The sequence below is a fragment of the Salipiger sp. genome (assembly GCF_059781815.1).
Genome location: NZ_JBYNAH010000041.1, coordinates 11,859 through 27,151, shown reverse-complemented (window position 1 = coordinate 27,151; position 15,293 = coordinate 11,859). Strand labels below are relative to the sequence as shown.

Genomic DNA, 15,293 nt, shown 5'->3' with positions numbered 1-15,293 from the left:
AGACGCTGGATCCCGACGGGCTCTACGACATCGCCATCGACCCGATCGACGGCTCCGGCTCGATCGGCATCGGCGCGCCCCTGGGCATGCTCTTCGTGATCTATCCCACCGGGCCGCGCGATTTCCGCCGGCGTGGCTCGGAGGCGGTGGCGGCGGGCTATGCCTCGTTCGGGCATTCGCTGGATTTCGGCTACACCACGGGGCAGGGGGTGCAGATCGCGACCTTCGACGGGCAGGATTTTCGGATGAGCGCCCGCGACGTGACGCTGAAGCCCACGACCTCGACCATCGCCTACAACGCCTCGAACGAGCGCCACTGGCCCGAGGGGCTGCAGGCCTGGGCGCGCGATCTGCGCGCCGGCAAGGACGGCCCGCGCGGCCGCGATTTCAACATGCGCTGGCTGGCGGCGGCGGTGGGCGAGTTGCACCGCATCCTTCTGAAGGGAGGCGCCTTCATCTACCCCGCCGACCGCCGCGAGGGCTACCGGCAGGGCCGGCTGCGGCTGGCCTACGAGGCGGTCCCCATCGCGCTGATGATCGAGGCCGCCGGCGGCCGCGCCACCGACGGCGCCACCCGTATCCTCGACCTGATCCCCGAGACGCCGCACCAGAACGTGGCGCTGGCCTTCGGCGCGAGGGACGAGATCGAGACGCTCGCCCGCTACCTCGCCGGCGAGGGGTGAGAGGGGCGGCTCAGGCCGGAAAGAGCGCCTCGGGCGTCTTCATGCCGGGCAGGGCGCGCATGGCATCGCGCCAGCGTGCCATGGCGGGCGAAGGGGTGACCCCCGCCTCTGCGAGCCACTGCCCGTAGCCCCAGACCGCACAATCCCCGATCCCGGGTGCATCGCCGTGCAGGAACCGCGCCTCTCCCAGGAGGCGTTCGAAATTCCGCAGGTCGGTCTCGTAGCGCGCGGTGAGCCAGGCGACCACGTCAGCCGGCAGGCCGGCGCTGCCGGGGCGGCGGGCTTCCTTGAGCTGAGGCAGGCACATGCCGATGCGGTTGGCCTCCCACATCAGGATCTCGCGGCCGCGCCTCACCCCTTCGGGTGTGTCGCCGCCCAGTACCGAGAAGCGCTGCGCCAGCTCCAGCAGGATCGCGCCGGACTGAAACACCGGCGCGCCGTCGATCAGCAGCACCGGGACCTCGGCGAAGGGGCTGATGGCAAGGAACTCTGCCGGGCGGCTCTCGGGGGCGGCCCAGATGTCGATCTTGGTGGTGCGATGCGCGAGGCCGGTCAGCGACAGCGCCAGTGCGACCTTGCAGGCATGGCCGCTGTCGGGATGTCCGAAAAGGTGAAGCTCGGGCATGGAGGCTCCTCGGTTGGATCAGACCAAGGTGCGTTTAAGGGCCGTGTTGTCAACGGCTTCCTGAACGCGCCGCTATTCCGGAGCCTCGCGGTACAAAGCTTGTCGCAGGCTCTACCGACCGCCGGGCTGCGCATTCGTCTGTGGGAGGATTTGGTAGCGGAGGAGGGACTTGAACCCCCGACACGCGGATTATGATGACACCGTCCACATGACGTATCAAAAGGTTACAAGGCTTTGTCTAAAACTGTGTCTAAGTAATTTTTGCCAGATTAGCTTTTATTCATCTGCGGGGGCAGTCTCGGCACTGACGGTCAGCGAACCATTTGCCGAGCCTCAGGTGACAGTTGGTGTTGGGCGTCGGGCATCTGCCGCTTCGAGATGAGATGCGTATGCAGTGGTATGATCGGGAAGCCCAATCTGATCGCGTTGCAAAGTTCGTTCTCAGGCTGGGTTCCAGTGCTCCTCACTTTTCACAAATGAAAAGCGGGATGGTTGCCTTCCCGAGCCTGTATGGCCTCGGCTTTGAGGGGGCGAGCGGGATTTCAGGGGATTGTTGATCGATATCATTGCATCGTGCCTCGTCGGTTTTGGAAACTCGGCGTGCCGTAGCCAACGAGGAGGAGACGATGGCCGACGATTTTCCCGCGGACCCAAGCACCAATGGTTCGGTTACAATAGGCGGCGTAGCGGCGGGTGTGATCGACTATATGCCGGGCGTCGAAGAGCCAGATGTCGATTGGTTTAGAGTCGCGCTGGAAGCTGACACAACGTACGCTTTTTCGGCGTCGGAATACCCCGCATATATTGAGGGAATCTACAACAGCTCGGGAGTGCCCGCTGATCAGGTCGAGGTTGGATATGGCGGTGGAAGTGCCGCCGCGGTTACTTCGAAGGTCAAAGGGGATTACTATGTTGCAGTGAGCTCTTACGTGAACACGCAGATGCCTTACACATTCACTGCACTCGCGCTTTACGAGCATCTGCCGCAAGAACTCGCCGACCTCCCAGACAGACAGCCGGAGCTTGTTCATCTTCTCGAGGGCTACACACGAAGAGAGGTTCGGGGCTACGATGTCGCTGAGATCTTCGAAGGACGCAGTGATGATGAGACCCTGCATGGCTATGACGGCGCAGACACCCTGCTTGGGCGAGACGGTGATGACATCATCTTCGGCGACGACCACACCCCGCAGGACTGGTATCTGGTAGAAATTCAGCAGATCTACGGCCTGTACAACTTCCTCCTCGGTCGCAATCCGGGATCCACGGAGCTTGAGCGAGGGGTGGAAACTATCTACCCTTCTTCTTATGGCGGTGGGCTTAATCTTGTCGCCGAAGAGATCATGACTGGCTCAGAATTCGTCGATCTTTGGGGGGAGATGTCGAACGCTGAACTGATCGACTTCTATTACGCGCGCCTGCGTGGGGATGTCGTGGACAATGATCCGGGGCGTATCGCTTGGCTCAATTTGCTTAACGATACGAATTCCTATGACCGTTTCATCATCGCACAGTCGTTTGTGACCAGCGCTGAGTTCGAGAATAGAAACACGCTGCCCGCGACACTCTTCGCGGCCGGCGAGTTTGAGTCCACCTGGGAAGACGAGGTTTTTTCGGCTTATCGGGGGCTGCTTGGCCGCGATCCAGATGTGACCGGTTTCTCCAACTGGGGCGCGCGGATCGATCAGGGCCTTGATCTCGTCGGACTTTCAGAGCGATTCATTGCCTCCGCCGAGTTTCGCAACGCTCATCCCGTCATCACGGACCGAGCGTTCGCAGCGCAAGTTCTCGAGAATCTTTCCCTGCCATCCGGTACAGAAGTGCTTGATGCGGCTGAAGCTGCTCTCGCAAATAGCCTCGGTCGGGCTGAATTCGCAGCGGGTCAGTTGGTTATGGCCAGCGATGCGGGATTGACCGAATGGATGCGAAATGAGCGCAAAGATGACGTCATTGTCGGTGGAGATGGAGGTGACATCCTCTTCGGTGGGCGTGGCGCTGATCGTTTCGTGTTCACACCGTTCAGTCCTGGCCGCGACACTGTCGGAGATCTTCAGCCTTGGGACTACATCGACTTGACTGCCTTCAATCTTGAAAGTGAACGTGATGCGCTCGATGCCTTCCGCCAAGACGGGCCGGGAGCAGTTTTCGAACTTTCCGAAACTTATGTGCGTTTCACGGCCACTGATCTCTCAATAATCAACGGTGATATGTTGGTAATATGAGCGTGTCGGCGGTCACATTTCAGAACTGGGATGGGGTGGTTGCCAATCTGAGCGTCCGTCGCTCGGTCCTGATCGTGAATATTCCTCACATCAGGATAGCGCATGAATGTACGGATGAAGATCCAGACGCGTCTGGACGCGTTGGAAGCACAACTGAAGGCAGGTGAACATCTTCGGTCCGCGGAGGGTGTCATCGGCGTGCTGATGACCATTGCGTCGGTGTCGAAGTTTTGGCGTGTGATGACGGACGACGAGCGGGACTTCGTGAACGCGGGGAAAATGGCTGTCGAGGAAGAGCATAAGTGGGAATAGAAAAGACGAGGCGCTGTTGCCTCGTCTTATGATCTTGGGGGCAAACTGACCAAGTTAGACGATCAGCATGTCCTCTTCCGACTTGCCGGCTTCGCGGGCTTCGACAAACCAGTTCGGCTTGCGTCCACGCCCGGTCCAAGTCAGCTCGGGGTTTTCGGGATGACGATACTTGGGCTTCGAGACTGACTTGCTTCTCTTCGTTTCGATTTCGACGCCAAGATCTCCGAGGTTGAAGCCATGTTCTCGCGCTGCAGCCTGAGCTGCCGCGATTGCTTCCTTTCTCTTGCGTTCTTCGTAGGTCTTGATCGCTTTTGCGACATCTTTTTCGAGCTGTTTCAGGTCGTCTAGCGACATCTCTGTAAGATTGAGGGGCATGGTTTTCTCCGTGTCCGTGAGGGGGGTAACAATACCATCGAATACCGCGACCCGAAATGAACTTCCCGGCGATCGGTATGGGGTGTTTTGCGGATGGCTGACTAAACCCTCAGGTGGGTGGCGTCAATCTGAGAGTTTTTATCGACGAATTTTTGTCGGCACTCGAATCTTTATCGTTCTGACAAGTGTTTCGGGGCGAGCTTTTTCGAGGTGTGCTCTGCCCCGCTGCATTGTCCCATCGAACACTATCCGTCAAAGGCTTTGAAGAGTGCTGACGGAACCGGGATCAAGGAGCCGCCATTTCTTGTCATCAGCGCAGATTTATGGGCGACTGGAGACGCCGACGAAACCTTCACAGTTTCCTTTGGGAGGCTCCCCCTGGGCTTCGCTGTCGTCAACACGCCAAGACATCGATAGTCATCGACACCGAGCTCATCCTTTGGGAACCAGGCATCGGGACAAATCACTTCGACACGGTGCTGCGATCCGTCTCCCTTTGGAAACGGCACAGGGATTTTGATCTCACCCCATCGGCAATACGGCACACGGGCTTTAAACACTCTGCGCCACGGCGTCCGAATGTAGACATCAACGCCACCGTCGAATGCGCTTGGCGCATTGGTCGATAGCCAAAGCCGGGCTTCTCCGTTCTCCTCCCACGCTGGAAGTGTTGGCCGCCAAGTCGTCCACCGGGCTGGGCCGAAGAGCGGAAGCTCTTCTGGAGGGTAGACACCATGTCGAGGAGCATCAGGACGGTTATAGCCGAATGCGACATTTACCCACTTCCTGTAGCGCGCGAAACCTGGTGTGCCCTCAGCCATTCTGTAAGACCAGCCATCCTCCGGAATGTGGGTTAAGTACAAATTGAAGTCATCGACACCGAGCTCCTCTGCAAGCTCGATCGCGGCATCAATCTCTTCAGGTTGATCAGTCCAACGGAACAGGAGATATCGCCATGAAATCTTCGGATGCTCTATCCCAGCCTCACGTCGAGCCTCCGCGACATGTCTTAAGCCACGAAGCGCTGTATCTAAGCGCCCATTCACATGATATGCCGAGTAGCTTTCCTGCGTCATTCCACTGATCGTAAACACGATGTGATCCAGACCTGCCGCTACGAGCTCTTGCGCCTTCTTAGCACTCGCTAGCGGTATGCCATTGGTACTTGTGACGATCTTTACACCAGGACTATGCCTGCGAATGTCTGCAACCATCTTCGGAGCTTCGCGGTGCATGAACGGATCGCCGTAGTTGAAAAAGTACACCTCTTCCAACTGCCCTCCGACCTCTGAAAGTGCCTGATCCAAAACATCCCGGGAAAGATCGGGCTCGTCACGCGTCAAGTGAGCGGCGCTGTTGTTAGCGAAGCATGCCGCCTGCGGGCAGCGCAGATTACATCTGATTGTGGGCTCAACAACCAATCGCTTGGGTAGTGCTCCTCTTTCGGGATGCGGTCCGGATTTGTCCTGAAAAAGGGAGCAATCTCGACAGCGTTTGCCCTGCTCCAGCCCCTCACGTAGCCGCGCATATTCTGGGTTTGCAAAAATCTCGGAAAGCGACTGATGTTTGATATTTCCAAAGCACCTCAGACCATCGCTATCGTCAAGTCCACACGTCGCAGTGCCATCAGACAGAATGGTTATGCTGTCTTCAATCCAAGGGCATCGGTAGCTGCCTCCATCCGAAGGAAGCATGGATTGACTCGGTTGTTTGTCCTTTCTGTTGTGCCTGCTGAGGTCAGGAAGAAGAGGGTGGGTGACGGAGGGCATAGTGCGGGCAAATCCGTGTTCTAGGAGCGAACCAGCACCCTAAACAGCAAAAGGAACAACTTGCAAACGCTCTCGAAGTTTTAGAATGCGCAGCGAAATGGCTGCAGTCTGATCTCGCTCGGACTTTCCTAAGCGAGCGCCGCTGGGGCAATGATGAGAAAGTCTCAGCGGTAGGTCGGCGTTCTTACGGGTCTGTAATTTTTCACATATGAAAAGCCGGATGGTTGCCATCGCGTGCGTCCGTCGCTCGGTCCTGATCGTGAATACCCCTCACATCAGGAGACCACATGAACGTACGGATGAAGATCCAGACGCGTCTGGACGCGTTGGATGCGCAATTGAAGGCAGGTGAACATCTTCGGTCGGCAGAAGGCGTGGTCACGGTTCTTATGACCATTGCGTCGGTGTCGAAATTTTGGCGCGTGATGACGGATGACGAGCGGGATTTTGTGAACGCGGCGAAGATGGCTGTCGAGGATGAGTACGAGTGGAAATGACAAGCGGGGCATCACTGCCCCGTCTTCTTGTCTTCCTGTTCTTGTTGCTTCTTCAGCCATTCCTTGAATCCCATCATCGATCTGACCTCCGCGGGATCGTCCACAGCGACTTGCGCGTCCCTTTCTCGTGTAGATGCTCCAGGTAGAGCTCCAGCGCGGCGTGGATGTGCTGCGAACGAGGCATCGATGGAGATCTATACTCGTCCAAGCGACCGAGCAGGTCAGCGTCCACGTTGAGGTGGATCGGTCGGTATGTCTTATCGTAGGTGACTGCCATTACTTGCTCTCCAGAAGATTTTGCCAGCAAACTGCGAAGTTCCGGTCTTCTTTCTTCAGTTTGTCGAAAACGGCTTCTTCGGTATCATCGCGAGAGTCTTCGAGACTGCAGATAAGCTCGTCCATGGTTTCGAGGTGAGCCTGAAGTGCGGCTCTTTTCATATAAATTTTGTATCTAAGATCTTTTGTCATTTTCTTCTCCAAATGGTTTCTGTGTATGTATCTATTTATACATTTTTCGGTTTCTGTCTCTTCACCCATACATCGCAAAGATTTTTGACGTAACCTCTTCTGAAAAGCACTTGGCGTATCCGGAGCGATAAAACTTCGATGAGTAGTCTACGACCTTGTTTAGCTCTTTTTGACGCCAATTCATCCTCTTGCAATGACAGGTCAAGATCTGGTTTGTTTTCGGGAGGTCAGGGCTTCTCCGAAAATCGCCTTCAATAAGTTTCTTGAAGCGAGGAAGCGTCTTCGGTGGAATGATAGCCAAGGAGTGAGTGTGAGGCATCTTTGTAAAACTTGCTCGTTTGAACCTCGATCCTGATAGGTCAATAAATGAAAAGAAGATCGGGTAATCTTTCCTCCTCTTTGGAAAGTGGTGAGAAGGAACCGTTTGATTTAAGATGTGTTTATAGAACTTGGATTGCCGATCATAAGTCACTTGAATGATAGATTCTGGATGGTAGTGATTGTACCTGGTGTTTGATCTTGCCATGCTTGGATCGGATAACGACTTTGGAAGTTCTTTATATGTGGTCGTGATGAAGTAGAGACCTGGTTCGGTGATCTCGGTTGTAGAACTGGGATCTTTCTTCATCTGAGAAATCATTCTCGTTTTGTGGGCTTCAATTGCCTTTACAAACTCTTTGGTTGTTGCTGTTGTTCTTGGTGTTGCTTCGTCTTTAATGTTCATGTTTTGTAACTTTCTAAAGTTTGTGTTACTAACGTGTTTTTGTGATCTGGACACAATTCAACCATTAGCATCCCGCAGGATGCTTTTCGCCTCAGTGGTCAAGCTGGAAAGAACGAAAATGTCTTCGCTGCAGGAATGTGCCTCTAGCCGAGTCTTTGATCCAAGGTGTATGTGTATTTATATGTATCTACTCCCTCAAAATTCTTTGAGGGTGTGCCCCCGCTGACGGGTACAGTAGTATTTATGTAGTTTTGAAGTGCTGACGAAAATTTTTTGATTAATTTTTTCACTAATTTTCGCAGCGTTTGTAGTGACTTCATGAACCAACACATCCTCCATGTTAGTGGGTATGTTGGGCTGGTTTCTCTTGATGTGGATGTTGTGAAAAGAGCTTTGGGTTATGACGGAAAGAGATGGAAGAGGATAAGAGAACGTAAATCCACGGAGCCATTCTGGGTGGCAGGCAACTATGAGTTCGAACTGGTCAACTTTAAAGCTCTTCTTCATGATGCGAGCCAAGGTTGCGTTAAGAAGCAGAAGCAAATACGCCAGTTGACACCATACTCCAAGAATATGGGGTGGATCCAAGGTAATGAAGAAGCAGTTCTACTTGTTCATTGGCATGGAATTACCAGCGGATCTAGGAAGCAGTTAGCGAACGCCATCGGACAGGACTACTACATCGATGGCAGGAAGCTGTATAAAGTCAGTGAGTGTGGATTGTACGTCCAGAAATTCCATGAGGATAAGAAGTTTCTAGAGAATTTGAGAAAGGTCGCTTCCTACGGGTTCAAGGATCCCACAAGGTACAAACATTCATTTGTCGGTGGTGATGTTGGGAAAGAACTTATGACACGGCAGGAGCTCAGTGACCTGATTTATGTCTATGGTGAGGTTCAGGGAAGGGAATGGAAGAGCCTGATGTTGCAACACACGATGGGTGGATGATATTGTGGATGGTCGGTGGTAAGTATTCTTGGCTGGAATGGCTGGAATGGCTGGAATGGCTGGAATGGCTGGAATGGCTGGAATGGCTGGAGGGTTAGTCTATACGCACTGGTGGGGTGGTCATGTACTATTGGTTATTGATCGTGATGCCTCTCTCTATCTCTCTATCTCTCTATCTCTCTATCTCTCTATCTCTCTATCTAATAAAGAACTATGTGCGCAATTTTTGCGATGTCGTGCTGGGCGTTGGTCGGTGAATATATTGCTCATTGGCGTGCTTTTGTGACGATATGTTGCGCGGGAGCGTTAATACTCGTTGTTATGTTGCGCAATTTATGCCAGCCTGTGTGTTTTAGGGTTGCTATTCGTCTGCCTCTATATTGATCATTGTGGTCGATCGTTTTGTGGCGTTGAGGCGTGTGACTTTGCTTCCGGTAGGTCGTCTTATGTGGTTTAATTTTCGTTGCGCGGATCCGCGCAGGAGTGTGGCCTGTTCGCAGGCGATATCTATGGAGGTGGGCCTTGGCAGAACTGAATGTTGATCAGAGGTACCAGTTCAATAAATGGCTGTCGGCGCAAAACCATGAAGATGTCGACACTCAACACCTCCGTGACCAAGTGTTGGCGAGCCTCGCTTTCGCAAAGGCGATGACAAGTCAAGAGTACACACTCTGGCGTACTTGGATGCAGGTCAACGAGGAGTTCGACCTCAACGATAGCCAAACAATGCGTCGCATTCGGCGGGTGAGACGAAACATCTTCTGTCCATCCGGGCCAGAAGACATAGAGACGGTAGAGCCGGAGCTGATCGTTGTTCAAAAACAATTCCCGGTACCCCGCGTCAGCATTTGGGGATCGGAACGGATTGCGTTTATGTCTAACCCTGACCCACTTTCCGAGGACTGGGAGATTCTGAGGCACTTTGTCTCTAGCATGGAGCACGGAGGAAACCTGGGTCGGTCTATTCGGTTCTTGGTTCGGGATAAGTCGAGCAAGAAATATCTTGGCATCATTTGCGTTGCTGGCGACTTCGGCCAGCTGAAGGGGCGTGATGACGCGATCGGCTGGATGGAGAAGCCGACGAAGAACGGGCTGCCAGAACGCTTGAACAACACTGCGATTGGTTCTGTGCTTGTTCCAACGCAGCCTCTTGGGTTCAACTTCCTAGGCGGCAAGCTGATGGCGTTGCTCGCAATCTCACGTCCTGTGGCAGATATGTGGCAACGTCTCTACGGGGATGTGCTGGCTGGTGTAACGACGACTTCGCTCTATGGCGCGGGAGTTGGCGGCACTCAGTATGACGGGATGAAGACGTACTGGAAGAGGTGTGGAGAGTCGCCGGGTGAAACGGCGCTTCGACCCGACCGTGATAGTCTCAAGGCGATGAAGTCGTGGATGGCGTATCACTATCCCGAGAAGTACTGGGAGCTATATGAAGCCAAGCGCGAAAACGGTCAGCCATTGAGGCGCAGCGCGAACGAACGTGCTCGCGTTTTTTGCTACCAGCATCTTGGTATCGACACTTCTGACTTTCGATCCGGGCACAACAGGGGGATCTATTTCTCTCGCTTGTACCAGAACACGGATGCCTTCTTGCGCGGAGAGATCGAAGCCGTTGCGCTGAAGCCGAAGTTCGACAACTCGCCTGAAGCTCTCACGGATTATTGGCGCAAGAAAGCACGTAAGCGAGCTGCATCACTTGAGGCGAATGGAAAATTTCGGCACAGCGTTGAGTTCAAGGATGGTCTTCTGGGAGCGTCTTGGGAGGACGCCAAGGAAATGTATTTGTGAGGCGAAGGTGGGCGTCTCACGTTTTCTCGTTTCGAGGCGCCTCGCCTGAGTTCATCCAATCCGGGATTGGCGGCTTTGTCGGAATCCGCAACTTGCGACGCGCGGCAACTCGGGGGGCGCGTTGCTCCTGTGCTTGGCAGAGACGCGGTCGCTGAGGCAGATTCTCGGACATGTAGCGCGCCGCAGGGAAGGCGAATACTAGCGGATCTTTTGGTCGTCTTCCGGGCTGCTTGCTTTCCTTCTGTTCATGGACGTGCGCGCTTCCATAACACTGCACCAAAAGGGGCGTTATTTGAACGCCCCCCTTGGTCCAGCGCTGCAGGTCTAGAGGATCATGTCGTCGGACAGACTTTCAAGCTGCACCCCGACCAGCGTAACCGTGGTCCCCTGATCCTCGAAGATTACGTCGGCGCCTTCCTGGGTCATATGCGCGATGGCCTCGGCATCGCTCTCATAGCCGAAGCCGCGGAAGTCGAGGCTGTCCCAGGCTTCGAGATCCAACACGCGATGGCTCCCGGGTTGGCTCGCATCGAATATGAAGGTGTCACTGAGTAGCCCGCCAAAGAGGACATTGTCGCCTGCGCCACCGTCCAAAACATCGTCCGTACCATGCCCACGCATCCAATCCTCGAGCGCATCTTCAGTGGCGTTGATAAATTCCGGGCTCTGGCTGAACCCGCGAACCACTTCTTCCCGCGAGGCGCCATTCGCGAGATCGGTGGTCCAGCGGGCAAACCCGGCTTCGTCTGGTGCCCGTCCCATCACGTTGTTGTACAGCAGGGTCACGAAGTCGGCGTCGTTCAGGCTGCCATAGGTACTCTGGAACTCTGGGCTCTTCACGAAGCCAGCAACGACGTCGTCCAAATCCATCCCACTGCCGAGACGGGCGGTCCAGTTCTGGAAGCCTGTGATGTCGGGTTCGCGGTCTAAGGTCGCCTGGTAGAGCCTGTAGATCTCATCGGACCAGTCGGCGGCAGGAACCCTCAGTGCGAAGTTGGTGGCGTCTTCGTTGGTTTCGGCGACGAATTGCGGGCTCTGCGAGAAGCCGAGAAGCACTTCAGCTCGGCTGCTGCCGTCCTGGAGATCGCCTGTCCAGCGTGCAAGACCTGCCGCGTCTGAGGGGCGCCCGAGAACGTTCTGGTAGAGCAACTCGACAAAGGCAGCGTCGCCTAGGTTCTGGTAAGTGCTCCGGAACTGGGGGGAGTTCACGAAGCCCTCGGCGACTTGAAGCAGGGTGAACTCGCCGGTCGCGAGGCGCTCCGACCAAGCTGCATGCCCGGTCGGATCCGGGAGGCGGTCGAGAGCGGACTGATAGAGCCGGAAGACCTGATTGGCGACGGTGATGCCGTAGGATGCGGCTGCGGTTCCTTCGCCAGACAGCCAGTCATTGCCGTTTCCACCGATCAGGTAGTCCGAACCGGACACACCCACGAGTGTGTCCGGCCCGTCGAGACCGATCAGCGCCTCGGCCGAGACGGTGCCGGTGAGGCCGTCTCCGCTCTCGGTCCCGAGCGTCGTGGCAAGTTCGCGGCCGATAAGGTTCTCTGGATTGCCTTGCCCGTCGGTGTAGGACACCGAGACCGAGAGGGCCTGGTCGGTGTCCTGAGCGGTCGGCAGGTACTCTGACTCAGTCGCTCCATAGATCGGCGCGCCGTTGCGGAGCCATTGGATGGACAGCACTCCGAGCCCGTCGGGATCCTGAAGGCCCATCGTATAGACGCTCATTGCGCCGCTTGCCGTTTCGTAGATGAACAGCCCCCCGATTGGAGCATCGTTGACGTCGGCAACCGGCGTGCTGGGCGCGGAGAACACGTGCTCTACGCGTCCCTCGCCATCGGTGTAGGAGACCATGACGGTGATCTCATGGCCGACGTCGCGCTGGGTGAGCTCATATGTGTCCGCGTTGGCGCTTTCGACCCTCACCCCGTCGCGCCACCAAGAATACGATATGTCGGTGAGGCCGTTCTCGTCCGAGACCAGCGAGGCGTCCGCCAGAAGCGTATTGCCTTGAAGCGCCGTTCCGAGGATCTCGGGCAGACCTTCGGGCGCGGCATTCAGTTCGTAGCTCTGGATGACCAGTCGATACTCGCCGCTTTCGGTTTCGACGACGGTAGGCTCAAGGATGAAGCCGTCTTCCTCCAGATCTGGGTCGTCGAGATAATCCGGACTTGGATCTTCGCGATCGGTTGGCGGCACGCTCAAGACTGAGACAACTTCGCCCGTCGTGATGTCGAAGGTGATGCGCCTAATTTCTGATGTACCATAATCGTTTCTCAAAATTGGTCCAACGTCTAGGAATACGAGCCCGTCTTCACCTCTTTGAAGATAAACAGTGTCTGCACTGGCCTGCGAGTTGCCGCGCGTGGCGTTCTGAGAGCCTAGATCGACCGACTTTACGTAATCGCCCGCCAAGCTTCTAATTTGCAGTTCGAACTGTGACGAGTACGTGTAGTATGGCGCCGAAGAGGAAATTATTGCGTAGTAATCATTTCCTAGAAGGATCGCATTGCTATCGAGGTTATAAACGCCGGATGTGAATTCAAAGGAAGTTGAAACGCTGGGCGACACGGCTCCAATGTCTACGATGCGCGCGACCCCGCCAGATGCTACGAGAAGAGTCTCCGTGGTGAGGGTATGAACCTCCTCCCTGAGGAAACCGTCCGGCCCTTGGCTTCGTGGTCCAAGGATCACGTCTTGCCACGCGATTTCATTGTCTTCCGCCGTGAAAATGCGAAGATAGACATCTGGAGCGGGGCTTTCGTCAGAGTTCCAGCTAGGATCTTGATAAATCAGATAAGCTCGCTCTCCGGTACTTCCGCTCGAAAGAATGAGACTGCTTGGCATGGGGGCGGTGTCTTGGGTTTCATCCGAATGAGCGACCTCGGCACCAGTCTTGAGGTCAATCATGGCGACAGACATGCCAGTCCCGGACAGGCTAACGATGAAGGCTGTCTTATTATCTATTCTAATGACAGCCTCGGGCTCGTCGCTGTACCGAATCTCGGTTTCTGTCTCGTTTGAGAGCAACAATTCCCGAGGTGCCTCTTGGACTACGCCTTTAGTCTGAACTCCAAATTCGCTTTGCACCCCGGTAGTGTCTGTTAGCCGGACATCCACGGCGATTGTCTGTCCGAAGTATTCCTCCGAAATATAGAAATTTTTCCCGGTTGCATGAGGAAGAAGGGTCTCTCCCATCCTCCAGAAATATTCGACATTAGCGATGCCGTCGCTGTCCTCGAGCGAAGAGACGTCCGCCGCAAGCACCTGTCCGACGCGGAGTTCCCCGGTGATGATAGGGGCACCCGTACTCTGGTCGTTCACATTGGCAATGCTGTCGGTGGGATCACTTTGGATTAGATCGACGAACCCGTCTTGGTCGGTGTGCGCAACCGCCACCGAAATGCTTGCCCCGACATCGGCCTGGGTGAGCTCGTATGTTTCGGACGGCGTTTCCTGAAACAGGTCGCCGTCGCGGTACCAGCGATAGAGCAGAGTTCCGAGGCCGTTGCCATCGTCTAGGGTGGGGACGGCGGTCAAGGTCTGCAATTCCTCCGTGATACCGGTGATCCCGACGGTGCCCGTTGTTGGCTGGTTAAGAGCAAGAACCTGGCCGAAGATGCCATAGCCGTCTCCGTCCTGGGTATTGCTTTGCCATGTGACCAGCGCGTCGCCAGTCGCCAGAATGTCAATGTCGGGCGCACTCTGCACGCTGGCCGCAAAGGTATTGATCTGTTCTACCGTGCCGATCTTTTGTCCATCGGTTCCGAAGAGTTGCCCGTAGATCTCGACGCTTCCCGTAGTGCTGTCTTCGGCCTGATAGACCACGAAGAAACCGCCGGTTGGGACCGCTGCTACCTGCGGGTTCTGGGCTTGCCGGTCTGCGGCCGTGTCTACCTGGAAGACGGTACCGGAGGCGGCACCGGCGCTGTCGAAGACGCGTCCAGAGACAGTCCCGCCGGCGCTGTCCTGCCACACGGCTGCGAAGCCGCCATCGCTCAATGGTGCAAGCGCGGGGGAGCTGCGCTGCCCGCTGACGTTCTGGGTCAAGGCGAGCTCGGCCCCGGTCGGTAGACCGTCGGTGTCGAGAAAGCGCGCCTTGATGGTCGAGGTCGTGCCGTCTGCGGCAAACGAATACCACGACACCACCTGCCGACCATCCTGCAAGGAGATGATCGAAGGGTCCCCTTGTGCGTTGAGCGTGGTCGCGTTGATCCGGACCTCATTTGTGGAGAGTACGCCTGCGGCATCGATCTGGCGGCTGTACAATCCCCAATTCGAGCCGTCCTGATCTAGACTCTGCCAGATTACCGTCAGGCTTCCGTCGGCAGCCTCGCTCAGAACCGGGTTCGCGCGAACCGTGTCGGATACGTTTGAGACCGAGATGGTCTTCCCAACTGCCGCACCTTCCGCGTCGAAGCGTTGAACGAGTATCGTGCCGAATGGGCTGGTTTCCGTATTGCTCTTCCAGGTGACGGCGAAGCCACCATCGTCCAGGGCTGTCACTTCGGCGGCCTGGGCATTGTCGAAGCCCTCGGAGATCAGAAATTGCTCCCCGAGCAGATCGCCGGACGGGCCGGTGATTTGGCCATATACTGCAGTTGTGTCATCGCTTGGGCTGTCGCTTCTCCAGATAGCGACAGCGCGACCGTCCGAAAGCGCCGTGCTGACAGGCATGGTCTGATTGCCGGTCGACATGGTGTTCAATTGCAGCTCATTCTGCCGAGCTGAAAATCCGCTGAGCGACGTGGACATCTTTATTCGCCTAAGTGTTTGAAAAAATTGCTACGCAACAATGGGTATTGATCCCTTCGGAGAAGTACAAGCGCAGCACGACCCCGATGGAAAATTAGAAGCCAAGCCTGTAGTCGGGAGCCTCGGG

The 15,293-nt window shown here is 55.8% G+C and carries 12 protein-coding genes; 6 read left to right on the top strand and 6 right to left on the bottom strand.

Going from position 1 to position 15,293, the window contains the following annotated elements; translation table 11 throughout:
- On the top strand, window positions 1-683 hold a 683-nt coding region (locus AC6RA4_RS06990; protein WP_500158760.1), incomplete at its 5' end, for a class 1 fructose-bisphosphatase.
- A gap of 10 nt (window positions 684-693) precedes the next feature.
- Here the strand turns inward: AC6RA4_RS06990 and AC6RA4_RS06985 are convergent.
- Window positions 694-1,308, bottom strand: a complete 615-nt coding sequence (locus AC6RA4_RS06985; protein ID WP_500158748.1) for a glutathione S-transferase family protein — start codon at window positions 1,306-1,308, stop codon at window positions 694-696.
- 626 nt (window positions 1,309-1,934) lie between these two features.
- Between AC6RA4_RS06985 and AC6RA4_RS06980 the strand changes: the two genes are divergently transcribed.
- Both AC6RA4_RS06980 and AC6RA4_RS06975 read left to right on the top strand, forming a co-directional pair.
- Complete coding sequence (locus AC6RA4_RS06980) at window positions 1,935-3,530, top strand: hypothetical protein (protein WP_500158746.1); 1,596 nt, start codon at window positions 1,935-1,937, stop codon at window positions 3,528-3,530.
- 114 nt (window positions 3,531-3,644) lie between these two features.
- Window positions 3,645-3,842 carry a hypothetical protein gene (locus AC6RA4_RS06975; protein ID WP_500158744.1) on the top strand — a complete coding sequence of 66 codons (198 nt, stop codon included), beginning with the start codon at window positions 3,645-3,647 and terminating at the stop codon, window positions 3,840-3,842.
- Window positions 3,843-3,896: 54 nt separating this feature from the next.
- Here AC6RA4_RS06975 and AC6RA4_RS06970 read toward each other — a convergent pair whose 3' ends face one another.
- Window positions 3,897-4,217, bottom strand: coding sequence for an H-NS histone family protein (locus tag AC6RA4_RS06970; RefSeq protein WP_500158742.1), 321 nt, complete (start codon window positions 4,215-4,217; stop codon window positions 3,897-3,899).
- Between the two features lie 245 nt (window positions 4,218-4,462).
- Window positions 4,463-5,911: a radical SAM protein gene (locus AC6RA4_RS06965; RefSeq protein WP_500158740.1), complete on the bottom strand. Its 1,449-nt coding sequence runs from the start codon at window positions 5,909-5,911 to the stop codon at window positions 4,463-4,465.
- Window positions 5,912-6,273: 362 nt separating this feature from the next.
- Here AC6RA4_RS06965 and AC6RA4_RS06960 point away from each other — a divergent pair, with 362 nt between their 5' ends.
- Window positions 6,274-6,483, top strand: a complete 210-nt coding sequence (locus tag AC6RA4_RS06960) for a hypothetical protein (protein ID WP_500158738.1) — start codon at window positions 6,274-6,276, stop codon at window positions 6,481-6,483.
- A gap of 276 nt (window positions 6,484-6,759) precedes the next feature.
- Here AC6RA4_RS06960 and AC6RA4_RS06955 read toward each other — a convergent pair whose 3' ends face one another.
- Both AC6RA4_RS06955 and AC6RA4_RS06950 read right to left on the bottom strand, forming a co-directional pair.
- Complete coding sequence (locus AC6RA4_RS06955) at window positions 6,760-6,951, bottom strand: hypothetical protein (protein WP_500158736.1); 192 nt, start codon at window positions 6,949-6,951, stop codon at window positions 6,760-6,762.
- 61 nt (window positions 6,952-7,012) lie between these two features.
- Window positions 7,013-7,675, bottom strand: coding sequence for a hypothetical protein (locus AC6RA4_RS06950; protein ID WP_500158734.1), 663 nt, complete (start codon window positions 7,673-7,675; stop codon window positions 7,013-7,015).
- Window positions 7,676-7,993: 318 nt separating this feature from the next.
- On the opposite strand from AC6RA4_RS06950, the gene AC6RA4_RS06945 reads away from it, so the two are divergent.
- Together AC6RA4_RS06945 and AC6RA4_RS06940 are read left to right on the top strand one after the other, a co-directional pair.
- Window positions 7,994-8,623 carry a hypothetical protein gene (locus AC6RA4_RS06945; RefSeq protein ID WP_500158732.1) on the top strand — a complete coding sequence of 210 codons (630 nt, stop codon included), beginning with the start codon at window positions 7,994-7,996 and terminating at the stop codon, window positions 8,621-8,623.
- A gap of 522 nt (window positions 8,624-9,145) precedes the next feature.
- Window positions 9,146-10,414 carry a Druantia anti-phage system protein DruA gene (locus AC6RA4_RS06940; RefSeq protein WP_500158730.1) on the top strand — a complete coding sequence of 423 codons (1,269 nt, stop codon included), beginning with the start codon at window positions 9,146-9,148 and terminating at the stop codon, window positions 10,412-10,414.
- A 324-nt stretch (window positions 10,415-10,738) separates the two neighbouring features.
- Here the strand turns inward: AC6RA4_RS06940 and AC6RA4_RS06935 are convergent, their stop codons facing one another.
- On the bottom strand, window positions 10,739-15,166 hold the full coding sequence (locus AC6RA4_RS06935; protein ID WP_500158728.1) for a DUF4214 domain-containing protein: 4,428 nt from the start codon (window positions 15,164-15,166) through the stop codon (window positions 10,739-10,741).
- Window positions 15,167-15,293 lie beyond the last annotated feature (127 nt).